Raw genomic sequence first — 21,202 nt, 5'->3', positions numbered from 1 at the left:
CGGCCTCCTCAGGGTGACGGATTGAGAGAAGACCAACCGATCACATCGGCCGGTAGGTGCGCACGTCGGCCGGGACGTTGACGCCGATCTTGATCGCGCCGACCGACCGGATGATGTCGTCGCCGAGCAGCTGGGCGAAGCAGGCATAGCCCCAGTCGTTCATGTGCAGGCCGTCGGCGATGACGAAATCGTCGATCGGGATCGCCTGTTTCTCGTGCCAGTCGCGCATCACCTCGAAGCGCGGGAAGATGCCGACATGGCGCAGCGCGGCGATGCGGCCGAGCAGCTTGACCATGCCGCGCGCGCTTTCGGGACGCTCGGTGACGCGCGGCGAATATTGCGGATCGACCAGCACGAGATCGGCACCGTCGGCCTGGATGCGCGCGACGCCGTCCTCGATCTCCTTGGCGGTCTCGGTGGGATCGAGGTTGCGCAGCACCGCATTGGTGCCGACCTGCCAGATCACCATGTCGGGATGCATGTCGATCACTTCGGTCTGCAACCGCTTCATCATCTCGGGTGCGTCCTCGCCGCCCTTGCCGCGATTGAGCACGGTGATGTCGGCGGAGGGATACTGCCGGCGCAGTTGCGCGGCGAGGCGGTTCGGGTAGGTGAATTCCGGCGACGACGAGCCGTAGCCCTGGGTCGAGGACGAGCCGAACGCGATGATCACGACCGGCTTGCCCGCCGCGAGCTTGGCCGCGACATGCGGCAGCGAACCGGTGGTGTTCGGCACGCCGGTCGGCTGATGACAGGGCACGCGATGGAAGATGTCGCTGGCCGACTTCGCGACCTGCTTGACCTTGTCGAGCGCCTTGGCGGCGACGCCCGGTTGCGGGTCGGTCGTATCGGCGGCGATCACGGCGGGCTTCGCGGAGTCAGGCTTTGTCAGATCAGATCTTGCGGCCTTGGCACCGGGCGACAGCGCCGCGTGCTGGTCGGCCTGGCCGGTCTGCGCGCGCGACGGCTCGACCGCAAGCGGCGCGAGCAGCGCCAGCACGGCCGCGACGCACAGGCTCCGCGCCTGCGAAGCGCGAAAAGGGAAGGCAAAACGCATCACAACTCTGCTTCCTCTAATTCTGCTGCACCGGGCCCAGATGGGCCGCATCGATCACGAATTTCGCAAGGGCGCGGCCGAGACAGGCGTGAACCTTCTTGGCCAGGTCGACACCATGCGAGGTGCTGAACAGGTCAAAATATCCGGCGTCGCTCCACTGCTTCATGATCGCGAACCGGTCGAACAGCGGAACGTCGTGCTGCTGCGCCACCACCTTCATGTTGTCGAGATATGGCGGTGCAGAGATCAGGGTCTCCGTACGCGGGCTGTATTGCAGGTTGACCAGCACCACGTCGGTCCCGGCGCCCCGCAACGCAACAACGCCGTCGTTGATGGCGGTGCGGAAATCGTCAGGATCGACTGCTCGCATAGCATCGACCGTGCCGGTCTGCCAGATAACCAAAGTAGGCTTTTTTGCTTCAACAAGCTTAACAAGGGTTCCTGCGGTCTCCTCGGCGGTGCTCTTTCCCTGTAATTCTACGGATAGATCGATGGTCGCCGTCGGAAATGCCTCTTTCAACGCCGCCTGCAGCGTGGCCGGATAGGCGCTGGGCTCGTTGCCGGGGATGGTCGAGGAGCGGCTGCCGACCACCAGCACGTTGAGCGGCCGGTTGGCCTTTACCGCATCGGCGACCTTCGGCAGCGAGCTCTCACTTGTCAGCAGATAGGCCGGCACGTCGCAGGGCGGTGCCGGTGGTGCCGGCTCGGGGTTGTCGCCGGCACGCGCGGGCGCTGCCGCCAAACAGGCGGCCAGCAGCAGCAGGCCCAGCATCGTCCGCGCGGACTTCATGCTCCCCCTCCCGCCAGATCGGCGTTGCCGACGGCACCTTTTTTCGAGGCGCCTTTGTCGGCGGAGTGCTTGTACCACGAGATAATCCACGCCATGCCGCACATGATGAGGATGCCGCAGACGCTGATCAAGGCGTGCAGTGCGGCACCGCCGGAGACTTCGGCAAGCACGAAGTGACCGGCGAAGGCAAGGAATACCCCGAGGCAGAATATCTCAAGCGAATGCTGGCCACACAGGATCAAAGGTCGCAGCCAGCGCGATTTCAAGCCCGGCCAATCCCGGGGCAGGAAGCGCACGGTGAGGGCCGCGAGCGCCAGGAAGTGCGCGAACCGCAACACGTCCAGGTCGGTCTTGTTGATCGGATACATCCATTGCTCGATGAGCTTCGGCATGATGTGGCCGAGCTGCGGCACGTACCAGGTCAGCGTCACGAAGAACGCCGCGACCAGATAGACGATGCAGATCCACATCGTGATGTTCGACGACAGGATGCGCGACATCCGCCGCGCGCCGCCGAGCGCGCACCAGGCGCCGAACACGAACAGCAATTGCCAGGCGAACGGATTGAACGCCCAGAAGCCGTTCGGATAGGCCGAGAGATACAGGTCGAACTGCCAGGTCAGCGCGTAGAGCAGGACCGACAGGCCGAGCGTGACGTCGGGCTTCCACTTCATCAGCCACAGGATCAGCGGCAGGAACAGCATCAAGACGATATAGAGCGGCAGCACGTCCATGTTGACCGGGCGGAAGCGCAGCAGCAGCGCCTGCACGATGGTGACGTCGGGCTGCTTGAGGAAGTCCATGATCCCCATCTCTTCACTGTAGAGCGGGTTCTCGAACGAAGTCGCCACATAGGAGATCTCGGCGAGGAAGATCGTGAACAGGAAGACATGCGCGACATAGATCTGCCAGACCCGGCGCAGGATGCGCGCGGTCGCGATCACGAAGCCGCCCTCGAGCATCGCCCGGCCATAGACGAAGGCCGCGGTGTAGCCGGAGATGAAGATGAAGATCTCGGTGGCGTCGGAGAACCCGTAATTGCGGATCGTCAGCCAGGTCAGAAGATTGGTCGGCAGGTGATCGATGAAGATCAGCCACAACGCGAGCCCGCGGAACAGGTCGAGCCTGAGCTCGCGCTCGCCGGCCGCCGGCAGCGTGATCGCGGGCGCGGCCACTTTCGCCTTGACCTCGGCTTTGGCGTCAGCCGCCGGCGAACCGGCTATGGGATCGGCAATCGAGCTCATCAAACACCGTGTCGGGCGCAGACGCCCCGCCTGCCCAGCTGAAAAGATAATATCGGTCCGCGACTTCCTGAGAAAGCCTTGCCGACCCAACGCGCGGCGACATGCGGCCGCGCCTTAAAGCGGAACTATGTTGAAACCGCGATGAACGGACGGCCCCAATTCCGGCCTTTCAAGCCCGGCTTTTCAAGCCCGGCAGGCGATTGGTTCCGGCTGACCAATTGGCTATGATAGGCCCCTGTTTGCGCATGATCCGATCGAACGCGGGTTTTGCACTGAGACCATCGGATTGAGCCGTATGTATCGCGCCATTACCCGTCAAATCGAAGTCACCGTCGAGCCCAACTTCATGCCGGAGCGCTCGTCGATCGACCGGCGCGAATATTTCTGGTCGTACAGGATCGTGATCGTCAATTCGGGGACGGAAACGGTGCAGCTGCGGACCCGGCACTGGATCATCACCGACGCCACCGGCCGCCGCCAGGAGGTGCGCGGCGAAGGCGTGGTCGGCGAGCAGCCGGTGCTCGCGCCCGGCGAGCGCTTCGAATACACCTCGGGCGTGCCGCTGCCGACCGCGTCCGGCTTCATGACCGGCAGCTACCAGATGGTGACCGAGGCCGGCGAGCGCTTCGAGATCGACGTGCCGACGTTCTCGCTGGACAGCCCGAGCCCGGATGGGAAGCGGGTGCTGAACTGACGCCCGCGTAGCCCGGATGAAGCGCAGCGAAATCCGGGGCGCCGGGGCGGCTCCAACCCCGGATACACCTGCCCCGGATTACGCTTCGCTCCATCCGGGCTACGATGACGAACGCGTCTACTCGACGCCAGCCTCTTCCGACGTGAACTCGTACACCGACGAGCAGAATTCGCAGGTCACGACGACCTTGCCGTCCTTGACCATCTCGGCACGATCGTTCGGCGCAAAGCTCTTCAGCATCGAGGACACCGCATCGCGCGAGCAGGAGCACTGCGCGCGCAGCGGTTGCGGGTTGAAGACGCGCACACCGCGTTCGTGGAACAGGCGGTACAGCAGCCGCTCGCCGGACAGATCGGGATCGATCAGCTCGACATCCTCGACGGTCGAGATCAGCGACTGGCCCTCGACCCAGGCGTCGTCATCCGGCACGGAGTGCGTGACCGTGCCCTCCGGCGCATCGCCGGGATGCAGATCGGCCTGCTTGGCACGCTCGGGCGCCTTGGGCAGGAATTGCAGCAGGATGCCGCCGGCGCGCCAGTGCAGCTTGCCGCCCTCGCCGCCGCGCATCTCCTCGCCGACCGCAAGCCGCACCCGGGTCGGGATCTGCTCCGAGCGCAGGAAATATTCGTGCGCCGCCTCTTCGAGGCCCCCGCCGTCGAGCGCGACCAGCCCCTGGTAGCGGCTGGTGTTGGAGCCCTGATCGATCGTCATCGCAAGGTGGCCCTTGCCGAGCAGCTCGCCCGAGGTCTGCCCCGGCTTGAGCTGCGCCGCGTCGTAGCGCGCATAGGCACGCAGCCGGTCGGGCGCCTGGAAATCGACGATCAGGAGCGACACCGGACCTTCGGTCCGGGTCTGCAGGATGAAGCGCCCCTCGAACTTGACCGACGAGCCGAGCAGCGTGGTCAGCACGATCGCCTCGCCGAGCAGCTTGCCGACGGCCGGCGGATAATCGTGCTTGTGCAGGATCTCGTCGAGCGCCGGGCCGAGCCGGGTCAGCCGGCCGCGCAGATCCAGCGCGCCGACCTCGAAGGCCAGCACGGCATCGTCGACAGGAACCGCAGACGGCGCGCGGACCGGCGCCTCGGGCGTGATTTTGATGTCGGGGGATTGTGAAACCATGGCGCTCTATCTGGGGTCTCGGACCGTGAAATAAAGGGGTTCACTCAACGAGCGATCGTCGTCCCGGCGAAGGCCGGGACCCATAACCACAGGACCTTGTCGCAGCACAAGACGTCTCCCCTTGTGCCTTTTTCATGGGCCACGGCGTATGGGTCCCGGCCTTCGCCCATGTGCGTTAAGGTAGTGGATACATGGTTTGATAGCGGCGCTTTTTCCTCGGGGGCTCGCGGAGGTGTCGGCGAAGAGTGGAGAGAGATCGGCGAAGGCGAGCCATTGTCGGCTGCGGAATGATCGCCTGCAGGAGTGAGGCGACGAGTTGGCGGAGCAAGCGCCACGCGCCGGGGCGGGTCAGGCGGCGTCCGCCAAGCGGGGAGAGTCCTCGAGTTCGTCGACAAGCGGCTCGAGCAAGAGAATAACCAGCAGATGAGCGAGGATGTGAGGTCGGGCCGTTCGTTCGTCAGTTCCCGGCGGCCCCTTCAGGCCGATCAGGCTCTTCAGTCGCTTGAAGCCCAGTTCGATCCGCCAGCGCAGGCGATAGAGGGCGAGAACATCATCCGCGGTGAAGTCATCCGGAGCAAGTGAGGTGACCAGGATGACCCAATCGGCGGCCTCAAGCGTTTGCTTGGAGAGCTGATGGCCTCCCTTCTGTGCGGTCCGGTGCGCCTTGCGTCGTGCCTCGGCAGCAGCCTGTTGCGGCTTCTTGATGGCGACCAGACGCACGGCGAGCGGCGCGCCGTGCTTGGGTTTGATCCAAATCGGACAATCGATGAGGCCTCGTTCCGCCGCCTTGCGCAGCTCAGCCATGAGGTCCAGCGCACAGCCTTTGCAATCGAGCCAGCGCGCGCTCTTCCAACCAGCCCGAATGACGAAGTCTGCGCCGGCCTCGATCAGCCGTGCCATGCGTTCCGGCTGCAAATAGGCCCGATCGGCAAGACGGATTTCGCCCGCAACCACCGGGATCCGGTCGAGCGTCTCGCCTTCTTGCTGATCGGTCAGTTCGAAGTGGCCAAATCGTTCCTGCGGAAGATCGAACGCGCTGTGAATGCGCCACACCTCGTTCTTCTTCCTGGCATCCAGCGCTTTCTTCGGCACCGTGGTAGCATCGATGATCCGGATCAAGCGACCTCGGCTTGCCTTCGGGGCAGCGGCAGCAAGCGCCTGACCCACCAGCAGCGCCAGCCAATCTCCGCACTGACGCAAACGATACAGCAACGCCACGCAGGAAATGTCGACAAGGCCGACCGATGTCGCCCATGCCGCCGTCGAGCGAAGTCCCCGCTCACTCAAACAATAAGCCAGGATCAGCCGCAGCAAATCCACCGCACTCCTAATCTCGCGCGGACGCACGAAAGCCTTCGTCTCACGTGCCGTGCGATTGAGTGCTTCTGCCCCACCGAGCCGGGTCACGACGCCCGCCCAGTCGCCATTCACCAGCGATTCGTGTGTCATTCCATGCTGGAATCACAAACGATTCCGCCACACAAGCCTATTTTAACGCCGATGGGCCTTCGCCGGGACGACGGCGTTAGTGGTTACGCGACTTCGTTAAAGCACCAGGCCAGGATGCCCTTCTGCGCATGCAGGCGGTTTTCCGCCTCGTCGAACACCACGGATTGCGGGCCGTCGATCACCTCGTCGGTGACCTCCTCGCCGCGATGCGCGGGCAGGCAGTGCATGAACAGGGCATCGGGCTTGGCGAGCGACATCAGCTTGGCGTTGACCTGATAGGGGCGCAGCACGTTGTGGCGGTGCTCGCCCTCCTTGTCGCCCATCGACACCCAGGTGTCGGTGACGACGCAGTCGGCGCCGCGGACGGCGGCTTCCGGATCGGTGCCGAGCATGATCGGGGCATTGGTCGCCTTGATCCAGTCGCGCATCGGCTTCTTCGGCGACAGCTCCGGTGGGGTCGCGACATTGAGCTGGAACTTGAACCGCTCGGCGGCATGCGCCCAGGACGCCAGCACGTTGTTGTCGTCGCCGGTCCAGGCCACCGTCTTGCCCTCGATCGAGCCGCGGTTCTCCTCATAGGTCATGAGATCCGCCATCACCTGGCAGGGATGCGAACGCCGGGTCAGGCCGTTGATGACGGGAACAGTGGCGTGGGCGGCGAGCTCGAGCAGCGCGTCATGGTTGAGGATGCGGATCATGATCGCATCGACATAGCGCGACAGCACGCGCGCGGTGTCGGCGATGGTCTCGCCGCGGCCAAGCTGCATCTCGGCGCCGGTCAGCATGATGGATTCGCCGCCGAGCTGGCGCATCCCGACGTCGAACGACACCCTGGTGCGGGTCGACGGGCGCTCGAAGATCATCGCCAGCGTCTTGCCCTCGAGCGGCTTCTTGCCCTTCTCATGCGCCTTCAGCTTCGCCTTCATGGCGGCGCCGGCGGACAGCATGTTGCGCAGCTCGGCGAGCGGCAGCTCGTTGATGTCGAGGAAGTGACGGACCGGCTTGCTCATCATCCAGCCTTCCTCGGCTGCGCTGCCGACAATGTCGCGCAGGCACGCTCGAGCGAGACGATCGACTGATCGATCTCGGCTTCGGTCACGATCAGGGGCGCCAGGAACCGGACCACATTGTCGCCGGCGCCGACGGTGAGCAGCTTCTCGTTGCGCAATGCGGCGATCAGGTCGCCCGACGGCACCACGGCCTTGACGCCGATCAACAGGCCCTCGCCGCGCACTTCCGACAGCACGCCGGGATAGCGGTCGACGACCGAGGCGAGCTTCTGCTTGAGCAGCAGCGACATCTTCTGCACGTGCTCGAAGAAGCCGGGCTTCAGCATGACGTCGAGCACGGCATTGGCGGCGGCGACCGCCAGCGGATTGCCGCCAAAGGTCGAGCCGTGCGAGCCCGGCGCCATGCCTTCGGCCGCTTTCGCGGTCGCCAGCACCGCGCCGATCGGGAAGCCGCCGCCGAGCGCCTTCGCGAGCGACATCACGTCCGGCGTGACGCCGGTGCGCTTGTAGGCAAACAAATCGCCGGTACGGCCCATGCCGGTCTGCACCTCGTCGAACGCCAGCAGCAGGCCATGTTCGTCGCACAGCGCACGCAGCGCCTTGAAGAACGCCTGCGGCGCCGAGCGCACCCCGCCCTCGCCCTGCACCGGTTCGATCAGGATGCCGGCGGTGTGCGGGCCGATCGCCTTCTTCACCGCCTCGATGTCGCCATGCGGCACCTGGTCGAAGCCGTCCATCGGCGGGCCAAAGCCTTCGAGATATTTCGCCGCGCCGGTCGCGGCCAGCGTGCCCAGCGTGCGGCCATGGAAGGCGCCTTCGAAGGTGATGATGCGGTAGCGCTCGCCATGGCCCTTGGAGAAGTGATAGTGGCGGACCAGCTTGATCACGCCCTCCATCGCCTCCGCGCCGGAATTGCAGAAGAACACGAAGTCGGCGAAGCTCTGCTCGCACAGCCGCGCGGCGAGCACCTCGCCGTCCGGGCTCTTGAACAGGTTCGACATGTGCCAGAGCCTGGTCGCCTGTTCCTGCAGCGCCTTCACCAGATGCGGATGCGCATGCCCGAGCGCGTTGACGGCGACGCCCGAGGTGAAATCGAGATAGCGGTCGCCGTTGGTTGCGATCAGCCAGGCGCCCTCACCGCGCTCGAAGCCGAGATCGACCCTGGCGAAGACGGGAAGCAGATGCGACGAGGCGTTGGTCATGGCGTTCACTGCCGGTTTGAAGCCGACAATTGCCGCGCGCCTTGACGCCAGCGCAGCAACGGCCAGCTTCGGAAAACAAAACGGCCGCCTTTGCGGGCGGCACGTGGGCAACATTCTATGCTGCGGCGGGTCCGTGTCAATCGCCAGGAGCCGGTCCTTTTGCCGGGCTTCCTGCGCTGCCGAACGAGCGCAATCCGGAGCATTCCGGTGCGGTGGAAAAGCCTCACAGCAATGCTTAACTTTGTCGGAACATGTGGACGCACGGCCGCGGACTCTTGCGCCAGAGTCACGCCATATTGTAGCGTTTGGCCTGTCGGGTACGACATCTCGTGCGGCAGTACTGGACCCTCTAAGTAGCCTTTGTGTCTCGCGTAAACGTTCGGGCGCAACACCGCGCCCGGCGAGGGCTAAGGGATTCTGGCCGCAGGGATATTTGTCCAGATTTGGCTCGCAGCGCCGCTCCAATGACTGGCCGGCGCCATGCGAAAGGAAGAATGCGATGACGGTATTGACCTGGTCCGACGATCGCGTCGAGCAGCTGAAGAAGCTCTGGGAGTCTGGCCTTTCGGCCAGCCAGATCGCAGCGGAACTTGGCAATGTGACGCGAAACGCCGTGATCGGCAAAGTGCACCGGCTCGGCCTCTCCGGCCGCGCCAAGGCACCCTCCACGGCGGCGCCGCGGCAGCGCAAGGCGCGCCCCGCCCAGCACATGATGCGAGTGGCGCGCCCGGTCTCGCGCGGCAACACCGCGCTCGCGCACGCCTTCGAGGTCGAGATGGAGCCCGATCCGATCTCGTTCGACAACGTGGTGCCGATGAGCCAGCGGCTGTCGCTGCTCGAACTCAACGAGGCCACCTGTCACTGGCCGGTCGGCGATCCCTCGAGCCCGGAATTCTTCTTCTGCGGCGGCAAGGCGCTCGCCGGCCTGCCCTATTGCGCGCATCATTCCCGCGTCGCCTACCAGCCCGCCGCCGATCGCCGCCGGCCGTCGGCGAAGCCGCAGATCAAGTAGCCCTCGGGAAAACTACGGAAGACCTGAAAAACAAATCCCCGCACAAGCGGGGATTTTTTGTGAGCGAATGAACATCAAGGGCACATAGCCCAGGTCAAGCGCACTGCGCGACGTAAGGTGAGCACACGCGCCCCTCCCCACCCTCCCCCGCAAGGAGGGAGGGAGCCGGACAGTGTGCTCACCTCACGCGATAACGAGCCGCCGCTCGTGGCGCGATGGATTGCTTCGCTCCGCTCGCAATGACGATGACGATGACGGCTCTCGCCGGAAAGGCGACTTACGGCTGCGGCTCGGCTTTCGCGAAGCGGTCGTCGAGCGCGTAGCCGGCGCCGCGCACGGTGCGGATCGGATCCTGCTCGCGGCCCGGATTGAGCAGCTTGCGCAGGCGGCCGATATGGACGTCGACGGTGCGCTCATCGATGTAGATGTCGCGGCCCCAGACGCTGTCGAGCAGCTGCTCGCGGCTGAACACGCGGCCGGGATGCTCGAGGAAGAATTCGAGCAGCCGATACTCGGTCGGCCCGAGATCGATTGGGCGGCCGGAGCGCGCGACGCGGCGCTTCTCGCGGTCGAGCTCGATGTCGCCATAGGTCAGGACGGTGGCGAGCCGCTCCGGGCTCGCGCGGCGCAGCAGGCCCTTCACCCGCGCCAGGAGCTCCGGCACCGAGAACGGCTTGACGATGTAATCGTCGGCGCCGGTGGCCAGACCGCGCACCCGCTCGCTCTCCTCGCCGCGCGCGGTCAGCATGATGATCGGAAGCTGCTTGGTCTCGGGCCGCGCCCGCAGGCGGCGGCACAGCTCGATGCCGGACAGGCCCGGCAGCATCCAGTCGAGGACCACGAGGTCGGGAACGCGCTCCTTGAGGCGGGTATCGGCATCGTCGCCGCGCCCCACCGTTTCGACATCGTAGCCTTCCGCATCGAGGTTGTAGCGCAACAGCGTCGTTAGCGCTTCCTCGTCTTCGACTACCAGAATGCGTGCGCTCATCGGTCTAAGTTCTTTCTCTGTGGTGATCTGTTGCCCAGACGCAAACCGAAACGCTTAGCTTCTTGAGCATAATCCCCGCGGAAACGACTTGTCGAAGACAATCCGGTTCCGCGCGTGCGGATGATGTCCTAGTTACCCGGCACAGTGGTGGCAAAATTGGTCATGTCGCCCTTCGGGCGCTTGTCGGTGATCTGCTGGCCTTCGATCATGTAGAACACGGTCTCGGCGATGTTGGTGGCGTGATCGCCGATCCGCTCGATGTTCTTGGCGCAGAACATCAGATGGATGCAGAACGAGATGTTGCGGGGGTCTTCCATCATGTAGGTGAGCAGCTCGCGGAACAGCGAGGTGCAGATCGCGTCGACCTCCTCGTCGCCCTTCCAGACGTTCATCGCCGCCGGCAGATCGTGCGCGGCATAGGCGTCGAGCACCGACTTGACCTGCGACAGCACGAGGTCGGTCATGTGCTCCAGGCCGCGGATCAGCTTCAGCGGCTGGAAATCGCTCTCCAGCGCCGCGACGCGCTTGCCCATGTTCTTGGCCAGGTCGCCGATCCGCTCGAGGTCGGTGGCGACGCGCATCGCGCTGACGATCTCGCGCAGATCGATCGCCATCGGCTGGCGGCGCGCGATCGTCAGCACCGCGCGCTCTTCGATGACGCGCTGCAGATTGTCGATCTCGATGTCGGCGGCGACCACGCGCTTGCCGAGCGCGACGTCGCGCCGGATCAGCGCGTCGACCGACTCGGTGATCATCCGCTCGACGAGGCCGCCCATCTCGGCGACCAGGCGGGTCAACTCCTGCAGGTCGCTGTCGAATGCCTTGGCGGTGTGTTCAGAAGCCATCATCTGTCTCCTCAGCCCGGTCAGCCGAACCGGCCGGTGATGTAGTCCTGGGTGCGTCGATCGCTCGGCGAGGTGAAGATCTTGTTGGTGTCGTCGAACTCGATCAGCTCGCCGAGATACATGAAGGCGGTCTTGTCGGAGACGCGCGCCGCCTGCTGCATGTTGTGGGTGACGATCGCGATCGTGTAATCCTCGGAGAGTTCCTGGATCAGCTCCTCGACCTTGGCGGTGGAGATCGGATCGAGCGCCGAGCACGGCTCGTCGAACAGGATCACCTCGGGACGCACCGCCACGGTGCGCGCGATGCACAGCCGCTGCTGCTGGCCGCCGGACAGCGACAGGCCGGAGGCGTTCAGCTTGTCCTTGACCTCGTTCCACAGCGCGCCGCCGCGCAGCGCCTTCTCGACCCGGTCGTCCATCTCGGACTTCGAGATCTTCTCGTAGAGGCGGATGCCGAAGGCGATGTTCTCGTAGATCGTCATCGGGAACGGCGTCGGCTTCTGGAACACCATGCCGACCCGCGCGCGGAGCAGATTGAGGTCGAGCTTGGGATCGAGGATGTTGGTCTGGTCCAGCATCAGCTGGCCGACCGCGCGCTGGCCCGGATAAAGGTCGTACATCCGGTTGAAGATGCGCAGCAGGGTCGACTTGCCGCAGCCCGACGGTCCGATGAACGCCGTGACGCGGTTGGTGCCGAGCGTCAGGTTGATGTTCTTCAGCGCGTGGTGCTCGCCGTAATAGAAATTGAGGTTACGCACCGTGACTTTCGGCGGCGCGTCCGGAAGCGGCACCTGGGGAACGTGGCCCGCGACAGTCGTGGAGACGGAAAGCTCGGTCATTTTGCGGTCCTTTCGGCACCAAGGATACGCGCGCCGATATTCAACGCGAGCACGGTGAAGGTGATGAGCAGTGCGCCGCTCCACGCCAGTTCCTTCCAGTAGGCGTAGGGGCTCTGCACGAAGTTGTTGATGGTCACCGGCAGGTTGGCCATCGTCTTGGTCAAATCCCAGCTGAAGAACTGGTTCGACAGCGCGGTGAATAGCAGCGGCGCGGTCTCGCCGGCGACACGCGCGGTCGCCAGCAGCACGCCGGTGATCAAGCCGCTACGCGCAGCACGATAAGCGATCCGCTTGATCACCAGCGAACGCGGCAGGCCGAGCGCGGAGGCCGCCTCGCGCAACGGATTGGGCACCAGCAGCAGCATGTCCTCGGTGGTGCGCAGCACGACCGGGATCACGATCACGGCGAGCGCAAGGCTGCCTGCGATCGCCGAGAAGCCGCGCATCGGCACCACCACCGCACCATAGATGAACAGCCCGATGATGATCGACGGCGCGCTGAGCAGGATGTCGTTGATGAAGCGGATCACCGAGGTGAGCTTGTCGTGCTTGCCGTATTCGGCAAGGTAGGTGCCGGCGAACAGGCCGAGCGGCGCGCCGATGCCGACGCCGATTACGGTCATGATGACCGAGCCGACGATGGCGTTGAGCAGACCGCCATCGGTCGAGCCCGGCGGCGGCGTGTTCTGGGTGAACAGCTGCACGCTGAGGCCGGCAAGGCCGTTGTAGAGCAGCGTGATCAGGATCAGCGCCAGCCAGGTGACGCCGAACAGCGCCGCACCGACGCAGAGCGTGCGGATGATGATGTCGCTGCGGCGGCGGGATTTGTAGATCGGGTTCATGGCGTCACTTCCCCGCCTTCTTCTCGAGCCGCATCAGCATCAGCCGCGCGCCGGCGAGCACGAAGAAGGTCAGCACGAACAGCAACAGGCCGAGCAGGATCAGGCCGGACTGGTGCAGGCCGTCGCTCTCGGCGAATTCGGAAGCGATCGCCGCCGAGATCGTGGTGCCCGGCGCGAAGATCGACGACGAGATGCGGAACGAGTTGCCGATGATGAAGGTCACCGCCATGGTTTCGCCGAGCGCGCGGCCGAGCGCCAGCATGATGCCGCCGATCACGCCGACCCTTGTGTAGGGGATCACGACGCTGCGGACGACTTCCCAGGTGGTGCAGCCCATGCCGTAGGCGGCTTCCTTGAGCACGGGCGGCACGGTCTTGAACACGTCGACCGAGATCGCGGTGATGAACGGCAGCACCATGATGGCGAGGATCAGCGCCGCGTTGAACAGGCTGAGATAGGACGGCGGGCCGGCGAACACCGCGCCCAGCACTGGAACGCCCTCGAAGATCCGGATCATGAACGGCTGGAACGTGTTGGCCAGGAACGGGCCGAGCACGAAGAAGCCCCACATGCCGTAGATGATGGAGGGGATGCCGGCGAGCAGCTCGATGGCGATGCCGATCGGGCGGCGCAGCCACTGCGGGCAGAGTTCGGTGAGGAACACGGCGATGCCGATGCCGACCGGGATCGCGATCAGCATGGCGATGACCGAGGTGATCAGCGTGCCGTAGATCGGGCCGAGCGCGCCGAGCACCGGCGGATCGGCCGAGGGCGCCCAACGCTGGGTCCAGAGGAAGGCGAAGCCGTATTCCTTCATTGCCGGCCAGGCACCGACGATCAGCGACAGGATGATGCCGCCGAGGATCAACAGGACCGAGATCGCCGAGATGCGGGTGATCCAATAGAAAGTGAGATCACCGAGCTTAAAGGCACTGAGGGCCTTGGCGCGATCGTAAGGTCCCGCGGCTTCCATCACATCGCCCTGAACAGCCATGTCTGCCACGCCAATTCCCTCTTTACTATGTGAAAGCCACGCAAACCGCCACGCCCCGAAGCGATCTCCAGCGACGCCTGTGACCCGGCACCGTTCCGGCCGCGCCTGCCGGAGGCGCGAACCCCGGACCCCTCCCGCGCTTGTTGCCGCGGTGATCGGAGCCCGGGTCTTGATCGCTCAACAGCTTGGTCGTTCAACCTGTGCCGCCCTCGAGAGGCGGCCCAGGCGTTGTCCGATGCGGTGGACTTAGCTCTTGATGTCCGAGGACCAGGTCTTCTCGATCAGCTTGACGACCGAGTCCGGCATCGGGATGTAGTCGAGCTCTTCGGCCGCCTTGCCACCCTTCTCGAAGGCATATTTGAAGAACTTGATCGCTTCCTGCGAGGCCGCCTTGTCGGTCGCGTCCTTGTGCATCAGGATGAAGGTCGCCGCGGTGATCGGCCAGGAGGCTTCGCCCGGCTGGTCGGTCAGGATGACGTAGTAGCCGGGAGCCTTGGCCCAATCGGCATTCGAGGCGGCAGCCTGGAAGGCGGCGATGGTCGGCTGCACGGTCTTGCCGGCCTTGTTGACCAGCGCGGTGTAGGTCAGCTTGTTCTGCTTGGCGTAGGCGTATTCGACATAGCCGATCGCGTTCTTGGTCTGGCTGATGTTGCCGGCAACGCCTTCGTTGCCCTTGGCGCCGACGCCGACCGGCCACTCGACCGCGGTGCCGGAACCGACCTTGGACTTCCAGTCGGCGTTCGACTTGGAGAGGTAGTCGGTGAAGTTGAAGGTGGTGCCCGAACCGTCCGAACGGCGCACGACGGTGATCGCGTCGGCCGGCAGGGTCAGCTTCGGATTGAGCTTGGCGATCGCCGGGTCATTCCACTTGGTGATCTTGCCGAGATAGATGTCGCCGAGCACTTCGCCCGAGAGCACGAGATCGCCCGACTTGATGCCTTCGACGTTCACGACCGGAACAATCGCGCCCATCACCATCGGCCACTGGACGAGGCCGTCCTTCTCGAGCTGCTCGGCCTTGAGCGGCGCGTCGGTGGCGCCGAAGGTCACGGTCTTGGCCTGGATCTGCTTGATGCCGGCGCCCGAACCGATCGACTGATAGTTCAGGCCATTGCCGGTGTCCTTCTTGTAGGCGTCAGCCCACTTCGAATAGATCGGGAACGGAAACGTCGCGCCCGCGCCGGTAATATCGGCAGCGAAGGCCGACGTCGAAGCGGCGACCATGCCGGCAGCGACGATTGCTTTGATGAAATTCATGGGGTGGTCTCCATCTTGTGGGCGAAGCGCCGAATGCGCCCGATCGCGCCCACGCCGGTCCATCTAGGAGCGGTCGGTGCTGCTTTTACGAAGGTTGGATGACAGTTGGATGACAGAGCTAAGCAGCTGAAAACGCTCAGCTATGGGTCGGTAACGGGGTCTTCGGCCGGGGAAAACAGGCGGTAAAGGTCGCGCCATTGTTCGGCACGCTCTCGATCAAAAGACGCCCGCGATGACGGTTAAGAATATGTTTCACCAGAGATAATCCGAGGCCCGTTCCGCCCTGGTTCCGGCTGTCGCCGACGTCCACCCGGTAGAAGCGCTCGGTCAGCCGCGGCAGGTGCTCGGGCGCAATGCCGGGGCCGAAATCCCGTACCATGACACGGATTTCGGGCGCCCCCTCGCCCGATGCGCTGGATGCGGCCTGATTGAGCGACACTATGACGCGCCCCCCGGGAGGCGCCGTATTTGAGCGCATTCTCGATCAGGTTCTCGAACAGGCGCAGCAGTTCCTCGCGGTCGCCGGCGATCGTGACCGGGGTCTGGGGCAGGTCGACGTCGATCTCGACCTGGCGCTCGCTGGCCAGCGCCTCGAGCCCGTCGGCGACCTGGCGGACGATCGGCACGATGTCGATCGAGGCCTCGGGCCGCACATGGGCCGACAGCTCGACCCGCGACAGCGACAACAGATCGTCGATCAGCCGGGCCATGCGGGTGGCCTGGGTGTGCATGATGCCGAGGAAGCGCTCGCGGGCCCGCGCGTCCTCGCGCGCCGGCCCCTGCAAGGTGTCGATGAAGCCGGACAGCGCGGCGAGCGGGGTGCGCAGCTCGTGGCTGGCATTGGCGACGAAGTCGGCGCGCATCTCCTCGACCCGGCGCAACGGCGTCAGATCGTGGAAGGTCATCAGCATGCACTTCTCGGTGCCGCCGAACTGGGTCGGCACCGGCACCGGCGTGATCACCAATTCCATCCAGCGATCCACCGGGACGTGGTCGGTGTAGGTGGCGCGGCGCGGCTCGGTGGTCGCGATCGCCTCGCGCAACGCGGTGATGATCTCCGGCGAACGCAGGGCAAATTGCGCCAATTCGTTCTTGCGCAGCGCCGGCGCGAGTTCGGCCGCGGCGGCGTTGAGATGGATGACGCGGCCGGCGCGATCGAGCAGCACGGCCGGATCCGGCATGCCGGCGACGACGGCGCTGACGGCAGCGGCCTCCACCGGATTGACGCCGCGGACATCCTCGCGCGAGGTCCCGGCATCATGCAGCCGCCATGGCACCAGGGCCGCGGCCGCGATGCAGGCGAACACCGCGCAGGCGCGCACCAGCGACAATTCGCCGAGCGCGACCACCACGCTGAGCGCCAGCGCCGCGGCAAGCAGGATCAGCGCGGAATGGCGCAGCCGGTCGGGCCAGGGCGAGAAGATCGATTGCGGCGTATCGTCAATTGCCATTGCGGCGGCTTTCATCCCGTCGGTTCACGTCTCGCCCAGGCGCGGTCATGGCGACCTTCCCTCGGGAGGCATCGGGCCGCTTCATCAGACGCCGGAGTCACCACGCTTGCGGACCAGAACCGCCTCATGATGCGGCTCGGCGCGGGGACCCGAATCAGCCTGCGACAGCCGTTTGAGTCGGGCGCCGACGATAACCTCCCGAAACGTCAGCAAGATTACAGATATGACGAACGGCGCAATATAGTAGAGCAGGCGGAACAGCAGCATGCCGCCGAGCAAGTCCTCGCGGTCCATCTGCCACAGGCCGACCAGCATGGCGGCGTCGAACACCCCGAGCCCGCCGGGGGAGTGGCTGGCGAAACCGAGCAGGGTCGCCGACACGAAGATGACCGCGACCACGACGAAGCCGAGATTGGGCTCGTCCGGCACCAGCACGTACATCGCCAGCGCGCAGAAGCCGAGGTCGACGATGCCGATCGCGATCTGCAGCAGGGTCAGCGGGCCGCCCGGCAGGGTCACGGTCCAGGGGCCGCGGCCGACCACCCGCGGCTGGGTCCAGACCCAGACCACATAGGCGACCAGCGCGACGATGATGCCGAATGCCAGCGCGCGGTTGAGCCAGGGCGGCAGCTGGTCGATGTTGGCGGCGGCCTCCGGGTGATAGGCGATGCCGAGCCCGAGCACCGCGGCATTGCCGAGCCAGAAGGTGAGGCCGGCGAGAAAGCAGATCTTGGCGACGTCGATCGCGTTCAGTCCCCAGGCCGAATAGATCCGGTAGCGCACCGCGCCGCCGGTGAAGACGCTGGCGCCGACATTGTGGCCGATCGAATAGGAGGTGAACGCCGCGAGCGCATTGATGCGGTAGGGCACGTGGGCGTGACCGATCGCGCGCACCGCGAACAGGTCGTAGAAGGTCAGCGTGAAGTAGCCAGCCGCGACGAACAGCCCCGCCAGCGCGATCTGCCGCGGCTCGGTGCTCTTGATGGCCTCGAGCACCTCGTTGGTGTCGATGCCGCGCAGCATGTGATAGAGGACGTAGCAGGCGATGCCGATGACGGCGATGCTGATGACAACACCCAGCCGATGCAGGATTTGCTTCTGGCGCAGAAACGCCATCGCCCTGCGGATTGCTTCCAGCATCTAGACCTCGAATTGCGATCCCGCGACGACGGCTCCCGGGCGAACCCCGCCGGCGCTTCGCTGTGCCCCGCCCCGTGTAGCGCGTTTTAGACCGGAGTGGAATTCGTCAAAAGACAATAAAACGCGCATCTTCAAGATATTAGGGATGATTCATGACAGCGGATGCACAAATATGCGCGTTTCTCGCCACCTTCGACAAGCTTGACGTGCAACGTGCGGCAGTTAGCCCAGCGAACGGTCTGCTGGGCCATCCGGTAAACTACGGGACGACGGCTCAACGCGCCGTGATGGAGCGCCATGTCAGCTCGCCGGCTTGCTGCGCGAGACCACCCAGTCGCGCAACCAGGAGCCGATCGCGCAGCCAACGAGATAGAGCGCGAACATGATCAGGAAGAGGTCGAGCCAGTAGCCGAAGCGGCCGGGCACGATCCGCGCGAACGACGCGGCGATCAGCGCAACCGCGAGCAATGCCAGCCAGCGCATCCACACCTTCGAGACGCCCTGCGCCCGATGCACCACCGCGATCCAGCCCATGCAGAAGCCGAGCAGCGCGGCGCCGAGCAGCCAACCCCAGAAGAATGTCGCGAGCACGGTCATCGCTACTTCACCACGAATTCGATGCGGCGGTTCTGCGCCTTGCCGTCTTCACTCTCGTTGCCGGCGAGCGGCTGCGTGCTGCCATAGCCGACCGGCGTGAAGCGGTTGGCGGGCAGACCGGCGCGCACCAGGTAATCGACCACGGCCTGCGCGCGGCGCTCCGACAATGCCTGGTTGGCCGCCTCCTCGCCGTCGCTGTCGGTATGGCCGGCGACCTCGATCGTCGCATTGGGACAGCGCATCGCGGTCTCGGTCAGGCGGTCGAGCAGGCCGGCGGAATCCGGCACGATGTCGGCCTTCCCTGATTCGAAGCGGATCTTGCCCTTGGAGAGGATCTCGGAAAACAGCTGCTGGCACACGGTCGGATCGACCGGCGCCGCCGCAGGCTTCACCGTGACCTCGGCCTTGTACTGCCAGCCCTGCGGAAAATCCTTGCCGAGCCCGTCGCGGATCTGGCCGGCCGCCGCATCATAGAGCGCATCGCCGGACAGTTTCACCTCGCGGTCCGACACCACGAGCGTGCCGGTCGACAGCCGCGACAGCGCCCCCAGCGCCGGCACCACCGCCGCCGCAAACCCGGAGGGCGCGCCGATGCTGGCCTTGAGATTGTCGACCACCTTCTCGCTGAAGAACTTGCGGCCGGCGGCGGCGACCAGCGCGGCGTGCACGTTGTTGTCGGGCACGTAGCCGGTCAGCGTCAGCGTCACCGCGACCGGGTCCTTGTAGGCCTGGAACACGTAAGGCGGCGCCTTGATGTCGTTGGCGGCGATCGCATAGCCGTCCGGCAGGTTCTTCAGCGCGGCGGCAACCGCTTCGCGTCCGCCGAGCTCGCGCGCCATGCCCGCGAGATTGACCTTGTTGTCGGTCAGCGTGATCTTGCCTTCCTTCAGTTTGCCGATCTGATCGAGCAGCAGCAGCGCCGCGGTGTCGAACCGCGGCGGCGCGCCGCGGGCGAGCGTCATCTGATCGGCTACCTCGACCCCGCCGAGACCGGCCTTGGCGGCCTCGGTCAGCTTGCTCTTGCTCGCCGGCAGCGGCGCGTTGCCGCCGAGCGTGACCCGCACCACGTCGCGTTCGGCGGACCAGACGAACGGCTTGGCTTCGGGAACGAGGCGGGTCTCGTCATTGACCAGCCGCACGCCGGGCACCGCCTCGACCGAGGCCACCGCGCTGAGCCGGCCGTCTTCGGAGAAGGCATTGGCTGCAAAGGTCACGTCGCGGCCGTCGACGCTGATGCGGCGCTTGTCAAGCACGGTGTCCTTGAGTGCGGCATTAGAGCGCGCAACGAGATCCGCTTCGACCGTTGCCGTCGAGCTCCAGGCCGCGAACCCCCACAGGACGACCAGTGGAATCACCCCCGGCCACCACTTGCTACTCCACTTGAAAAGTCCGTGCATTCAGCGTCCTGCGGGTCGGGAACCAGAGAGAAAACAAACCCTTGGCTGACTGTCAAACCCCAAATCAGGCGCCCAAATCAAGTGCCATGGCGGGGGCGCCATGTCGGACCGGGATAACAGTTTCTTCAGTGGTCTTTCGCTAAGTTTGCGGCGGAATGCAAATCGGCCGGCCCGCGCCCTCATGAAACAACTCCGCAATACCGTGATCCGTGCCGGGATGGAGGCGTTGTATTTCTCGGGTGCGCATATCCTGCTGCGGCCGATCTTCGCCGGTGTCGGCGCCATCTTCATGCTGCACCACGTCCGGCCGCGGCGCGACGACGCGTTCCAGCCCAACCATCATCTCGAGGTCACGCCCGACTTCCTCCGCGCGATGCTGACGCATCTGCGCGCGCTCGACGTCGACATCGTCAGCATGGACGAAGCGCATCGCCGCCTCTCCGAGCGGAATTTCGCGCGGCGCTTCGCCTGCTTCACCTGCGACGACGGCTATCGCGACAACCGCGACTTCGCGCTGCCGGTGATGCGCGAGTTCGGCGCGCCGTTCACGGTCTATGTCGCGAGCGACTTCGCCGAGGGCTGCGGCAAATTGTGGTGGATCGCGTTGGAGCGGGTGATCGCGGCTGCCTCCGAGATCGAGGTGCCGATCGACGGCACGACGAAGGTCGACACGGCGACGCCGCAGGCCAAGCGCGCCGCCTTCGGCCGCCTGCACGACTGGCTGCGTTCACTGCCGGGCGAGACGGAGATGCAGGCCGCGATCTCCGCGCTGTGCGTCCGCCATGGCGTCGACGAGGCCGGCATCGCGCGCGAGCTCTGCATGTCCTGGGACGAGCTGCGCGGCTTCGCCGACGATCCGCTGGTCACCATCGGCGCGCACACCATCAGCCATTGCAATCTCGCCAGGCAGAGCGAGACCATCGCCGCGTTCGAGCTTGCCACCAGCCGGGCGCGGATCGAGCAGGCGCTGCAGCGGCCGGTCGCGCATCTCGCCTATCCCTACGGCGACCGGGTCGCCGCAGGCCGGCGCGAATTCGCGCTCGCCCGGTCGATCGGCTTCAAGACCGCGGTGACGACGCGGCCGGGCATGCTGTTTCCCGAAAGCGCCGAGCACATGACCGCGCTGCAGCGGGTTTCGCTGAACGGTAATTACCAGGACGCGCGCCTGCTGCCGGTCCTGACCTCCGGCGCAGCCACCGCGGTGTGGAACGGCTTCCGCCGCATCGACGCGGCGTGAGGCGCGCCGGACGAAACCAACGGGTCGCGCGAACGCGC

Annotated in this window: 19 protein-coding genes and 1 pseudogene; 3 read left to right on the top strand and 17 right to left on the bottom strand. The window is 65.3% G+C overall.

Annotation, left to right across the window (positions count from 1 at the left end):
* Positions 1 to 40: 40 nt before the first annotated feature.
* The 3 genes from ACVMB0_RS12095 to ACVMB0_RS12085 are packed head-to-tail and all read right to left on the bottom strand — an operon-like array spanning position 41 to position 3,091.
* The gene (locus ACVMB0_RS12095) at positions 41 to 1,057 is read right to left on the bottom strand and encodes an SGNH/GDSL hydrolase family protein (RefSeq protein WP_456750733.1); all 1,017 of its coding nucleotides are present in this window, start codon (positions 1,055 to 1,057) and stop codon (positions 41 to 43) included.
* A gap of 16 nt (positions 1,058 to 1,073) precedes the next feature.
* The gene (locus ACVMB0_RS12090; RefSeq protein ID WP_461346364.1) at positions 1,074 to 1,847 is read right to left on the bottom strand and encodes an SGNH/GDSL hydrolase family protein; all 774 of its coding nucleotides are present in this window, start codon (positions 1,845 to 1,847) and stop codon (positions 1,074 to 1,076) included.
* Entirely contained in the window at positions 1,844 to 3,091 is a 1,248-nt protein-coding gene (locus ACVMB0_RS12085) for an OpgC domain-containing protein (protein WP_461346363.1), read from the bottom strand. The genes ACVMB0_RS12090 and ACVMB0_RS12085 overlap by 4 nt, the downstream gene beginning before the upstream one ends.
* A 295-nt stretch (positions 3,092 to 3,386) precedes the next feature.
* Between ACVMB0_RS12085 and apaG the strand changes: the two genes are divergently transcribed.
* Positions 3,387 to 3,785, top strand: coding sequence for a Co2+/Mg2+ efflux protein ApaG (gene apaG / locus ACVMB0_RS12080; protein WP_456750736.1), 399 nt, complete (start codon positions 3,387 to 3,389; stop codon positions 3,783 to 3,785).
* A 117-nt stretch (positions 3,786 to 3,902) separates the two neighbouring features.
* Here the strand turns inward: apaG and ACVMB0_RS12075 are convergent, their stop codons facing one another.
* The 4 genes from ACVMB0_RS12075 to ACVMB0_RS12060 all read right to left on the bottom strand — a co-directional run bounded on the left by ACVMB0_RS12075 (position 3,903) and on the right by ACVMB0_RS12060 (position 8,565).
* Positions 3,903 to 4,904, bottom strand: coding sequence for an Hsp33 family molecular chaperone (locus ACVMB0_RS12075; RefSeq protein WP_461346362.1), 1,002 nt, complete (start codon positions 4,902 to 4,904; stop codon positions 3,903 to 3,905).
* Positions 4,905 to 5,252: 348 nt separating this feature from the next.
* Positions 5,253 to 6,335, bottom strand: coding sequence for an IS4 family transposase (locus tag ACVMB0_RS12070; RefSeq protein WP_461345437.1), 1,083 nt, complete (start codon positions 6,333 to 6,335; stop codon positions 5,253 to 5,255).
* Positions 6,336 to 6,436: 101 nt separating this feature from the next.
* Complete coding sequence (gene argF / locus ACVMB0_RS12065) at positions 6,437 to 7,363, bottom strand: ornithine carbamoyltransferase (RefSeq protein WP_456756333.1); 927 nt, start codon at positions 7,361 to 7,363, stop codon at positions 6,437 to 6,439.
* Positions 7,363 to 8,565 carry an acetylornithine transaminase gene (locus ACVMB0_RS12060; protein ID WP_461346361.1) on the bottom strand — a complete coding sequence of 401 codons (1,203 nt, stop codon included), beginning with the start codon at positions 8,563 to 8,565 and terminating at the stop codon, positions 7,363 to 7,365. The genes argF and ACVMB0_RS12060 overlap by 1 nt, the downstream gene beginning before the upstream one ends.
* Positions 8,566 to 9,064: 499 nt before the next feature.
* On the opposite strand from ACVMB0_RS12060, the gene ACVMB0_RS12055 reads away from it, so the two are divergent.
* A complete protein-coding gene (locus ACVMB0_RS12055) occupies positions 9,065 to 9,577 on the top strand; it encodes a GcrA family cell cycle regulator (RefSeq protein WP_021076557.1) in 513 nt (170 codons plus the stop codon).
* 277 nt (positions 9,578 to 9,854) lie between these two features.
* Here ACVMB0_RS12055 and phoB read toward each other — a convergent pair whose 3' ends face one another.
* From phoB to ACVMB0_RS12005, 10 genes and pseudogenes are all read right to left on the bottom strand, one after another.
* On the bottom strand, positions 9,855 to 10,565 hold the full coding sequence (gene phoB / locus ACVMB0_RS12050; protein ID WP_016844067.1) for a phosphate regulon transcriptional regulator PhoB: 711 nt from the start codon (positions 10,563 to 10,565) through the stop codon (positions 9,855 to 9,857).
* Positions 10,566 to 10,693: 128 nt separating this feature from the next.
* Positions 10,694 to 11,410: a phosphate signaling complex protein PhoU gene (gene phoU, locus ACVMB0_RS12045; protein ID WP_024578984.1), complete on the bottom strand. Its 717-nt coding sequence runs from the start codon at positions 11,408 to 11,410 to the stop codon at positions 10,694 to 10,696.
* Positions 11,411 to 11,430: 20 nt separating this feature from the next.
* Positions 11,431 to 12,249 carry a phosphate ABC transporter ATP-binding protein PstB gene (gene pstB, locus ACVMB0_RS12040; RefSeq protein ID WP_456750740.1) on the bottom strand — a complete coding sequence of 273 codons (819 nt, stop codon included), beginning with the start codon at positions 12,247 to 12,249 and terminating at the stop codon, positions 11,431 to 11,433.
* On the bottom strand, positions 12,246 to 13,091 hold the full coding sequence (gene pstA / locus ACVMB0_RS12035) for a phosphate ABC transporter permease PstA (protein ID WP_456750741.1): 846 nt from the start codon (positions 13,089 to 13,091) through the stop codon (positions 12,246 to 12,248). Before pstA ends, pstB begins: the two co-directional genes overlap by 4 nt.
* A gap of 4 nt (positions 13,092 to 13,095) precedes the next feature.
* Positions 13,096 to 14,085, bottom strand: coding sequence for a phosphate ABC transporter permease subunit PstC (pstC, locus tag ACVMB0_RS12030; RefSeq protein ID WP_456750742.1), 990 nt, complete (start codon positions 14,083 to 14,085; stop codon positions 13,096 to 13,098).
* A 246-nt stretch (positions 14,086 to 14,331) separates the two neighbouring features.
* A complete protein-coding gene (gene pstS / locus ACVMB0_RS12025) occupies positions 14,332 to 15,342 on the bottom strand; it encodes a phosphate ABC transporter substrate-binding protein PstS (RefSeq protein WP_456750743.1) in 1,011 nt (336 codons plus the stop codon).
* A 136-nt stretch (positions 15,343 to 15,478) separates the two neighbouring features.
* Positions 15,479 to 16,808 (bottom strand): annotated as a pseudogene (locus ACVMB0_RS12020) (sensor histidine kinase).
* A gap of 69 nt (positions 16,809 to 16,877) precedes the next feature.
* Positions 16,878 to 17,933: a putative bifunctional lysylphosphatidylglycerol flippase/synthetase gene (locus ACVMB0_RS12015; RefSeq protein ID WP_456750745.1), complete on the bottom strand. Its 1,056-nt coding sequence runs from the start codon at positions 17,931 to 17,933 to the stop codon at positions 16,878 to 16,880.
* Between the two features lie 300 nt (positions 17,934 to 18,233).
* Positions 18,234 to 18,530, bottom strand: coding sequence for a hypothetical protein (locus tag ACVMB0_RS12010; RefSeq protein WP_212021509.1), 297 nt, complete (start codon positions 18,528 to 18,530; stop codon positions 18,234 to 18,236).
* Positions 18,531 to 18,532: 2 nt separating this feature from the next.
* Positions 18,533 to 19,927, bottom strand: coding sequence for an OmpA family protein (locus ACVMB0_RS12005; RefSeq protein ID WP_456750746.1), 1,395 nt, complete (start codon positions 19,925 to 19,927; stop codon positions 18,533 to 18,535).
* Positions 19,928 to 20,108: 181 nt separating this feature from the next.
* On the opposite strand from ACVMB0_RS12005, the gene ACVMB0_RS12000 reads away from it, so the two are divergent.
* The gene (locus ACVMB0_RS12000; protein ID WP_461346360.1) at positions 20,109 to 21,164 is read left to right on the top strand and encodes a polysaccharide deacetylase family protein; all 1,056 of its coding nucleotides are present in this window, start codon (positions 20,109 to 20,111) and stop codon (positions 21,162 to 21,164) included.
* Positions 21,165 to 21,202 lie beyond the last annotated feature (38 nt).

Source organism: Bradyrhizobium sp. USDA 4451 (assembly GCF_054822585.1).
The sequence above is the reverse complement of the archived record's forward strand: the minus strand, read 5'-3'. Positions and strand labels throughout refer to the sequence as shown.

Excerpts from the sequence above, each read along its gene's own strand:
- ACVMB0_RS12095 (WP_456750733.1), bottom strand. The coding sequence starts at position 1,057 with ATGCGTTTTGCCTTCCCTTTTCGCGCTTCGCAGGCGCGGAGCCTGTGC.
- ACVMB0_RS12090 (WP_461346364.1), bottom strand. The coding sequence starts at position 1,847 with ATGAAGTCCGCGCGGACGATGCTGGGCCTGCTGCTGCTGGCCGCCTGT.
- ACVMB0_RS12085 (WP_461346363.1), bottom strand. The coding sequence starts at position 3,091 with ATGAGCTCGATTGCCGATCCCATAGCCGGTTCGCCGGCGGCTGACGCC.
- apaG (WP_456750736.1), top strand. The coding sequence starts at position 3,387 with ATGTATCGCGCCATTACCCGTCAAATCGAAGTCACCGTCGAGCCCAAC.
- ACVMB0_RS12075 (WP_461346362.1), bottom strand. The coding sequence starts at position 4,904 with ATGGTTTCACAATCCCCCGACATCAAAATCACGCCCGAGGCGCCGGTC.
- argF (WP_456756333.1), bottom strand. The coding sequence starts at position 7,363 with ATGAGCAAGCCGGTCCGTCACTTCCTCGACATCAACGAGCTGCCGCTC.
- ACVMB0_RS12060 (WP_461346361.1), bottom strand. The coding sequence starts at position 8,565 with ATGACCAACGCCTCGTCGCATCTGCTTCCCGTCTTCGCCAGGGTCGAT.
- ACVMB0_RS12055 (WP_021076557.1), top strand. The coding sequence starts at position 9,065 with ATGACGGTATTGACCTGGTCCGACGATCGCGTCGAGCAGCTGAAGAAG.
- phoB (WP_016844067.1), bottom strand. The coding sequence starts at position 10,565 with ATGAGCGCACGCATTCTGGTAGTCGAAGACGAGGAAGCGCTAACGACG.
- phoU (WP_024578984.1), bottom strand. The coding sequence starts at position 11,410 with ATGGCTTCTGAACACACCGCCAAGGCATTCGACAGCGACCTGCAGGAG.
- pstB (WP_456750740.1), bottom strand. The coding sequence starts at position 12,249 with ATGACCGAGCTTTCCGTCTCCACGACTGTCGCGGGCCACGTTCCCCAG.
- pstA (WP_456750741.1), bottom strand. The coding sequence starts at position 13,091 with ATGAACCCGATCTACAAATCCCGCCGCCGCAGCGACATCATCATCCGC.
- pstC (WP_456750742.1), bottom strand. The coding sequence starts at position 14,085 with ATGGCTGTTCAGGGCGATGTGATGGAAGCCGCGGGACCTTACGATCGC.
- pstS (WP_456750743.1), bottom strand. The coding sequence starts at position 15,342 with ATGAATTTCATCAAAGCAATCGTCGCTGCCGGCATGGTCGCCGCTTCG.
- ACVMB0_RS12015 (WP_456750745.1), bottom strand. The coding sequence starts at position 17,933 with ATGCTGGAAGCAATCCGCAGGGCGATGGCGTTTCTGCGCCAGAAGCAA.
- ACVMB0_RS12010 (WP_212021509.1), bottom strand. The coding sequence starts at position 18,530 with ATGACCGTGCTCGCGACATTCTTCTGGGGTTGGCTGCTCGGCGCCGCG.
- ACVMB0_RS12005 (WP_456750746.1), bottom strand. The coding sequence starts at position 19,927 with ATGCACGGACTTTTCAAGTGGAGTAGCAAGTGGTGGCCGGGGGTGATT.
- ACVMB0_RS12000 (WP_461346360.1), top strand. The coding sequence starts at position 20,109 with ATGAAACAACTCCGCAATACCGTGATCCGTGCCGGGATGGAGGCGTTG.